The organism is Mitsuaria sp. TWR114 (assembly GCF_007997345.1).
In genome coordinates this window covers 1-747 of record NZ_VOSR01000605.1, presented here as the reverse complement: position 1 = coordinate 747, position 747 = coordinate 1, and the positions used below count along the sequence as shown (strand labels likewise).

The 747-nt window shown below is 71.2% G+C and carries 1 pseudogene; it reads left to right on the top strand.

From position 1 onward, the window contains the following. Window positions 1–409 precede the first annotated feature (409 nt). Window positions 410–747: pseudogene (locus FUT87_RS20520) on the top strand (RNA-directed DNA polymerase); the annotation flags it as partial.

The following is a 747-nucleotide window of genomic DNA, read 5'->3' as shown; positions in this document are numbered from 1 at the left end:
CAGCTCGCGCAGCCGCGGCTGGCCGAATGGTCGCCGGCGGCGCCGGACGCCGTCGCGGCCGCAACACCTGGCACCCGTCCGGAGGCGGCATGACGAGGCTTGTGGTTAAACTGATTTCGAGTGCAGCGCGCAGGCTCTTGCAACCCGGGCGGTGTTTCGCCGTCCTTGCCACCTGCCGTTCCATGCGTCACGGGCGCCGTCTTCACTGTGCCGCGCAGCACCACCGTCGCAGATTCCCATGGGGCTTCCCTGAAGCGAATCGTGCGACGGTGGTGCGCGCGGCGTCGAGTGGACAGCGCCCGTCCCTCAAGCCTTCCAGGCTCTTCGACGAGAAGCGCGCTGCACTCCCCTTCTTCCCCTTCCACCGCTTGTCCGCCGCGTCGCCGGCGCCGCTCCCAGGAGGCGCCGCATGAGCGACCGCGTCCCCACCCGCGCCGAGATCATCGAGCGCATCCGCGCCTCGTCCAAGGACGCCTTCGTCCTCGAGGAAATGCAGCGCCTGGGCTTCTGGCCCGCGGGCGAAGGCAAGCCCTCGATCGAGGCCGCGCTGATCCAGCGCGAGCTCGAGCTGATGAAGGCGCTGGAGGACATGCAGCAGGAGCTGCGCAGCCACAGCGATCCCGAAGCGGCGCTCAAGCGGATGCGCGAGGAGCGCCTGGCGCAGGCCCGCGCGAAGCGCGAGGCGACCGCGCAGGCCCGCGAGCAGCTGGCGATGGCGATGGCCAGCGGCGACGTGCCCGCCGCGGC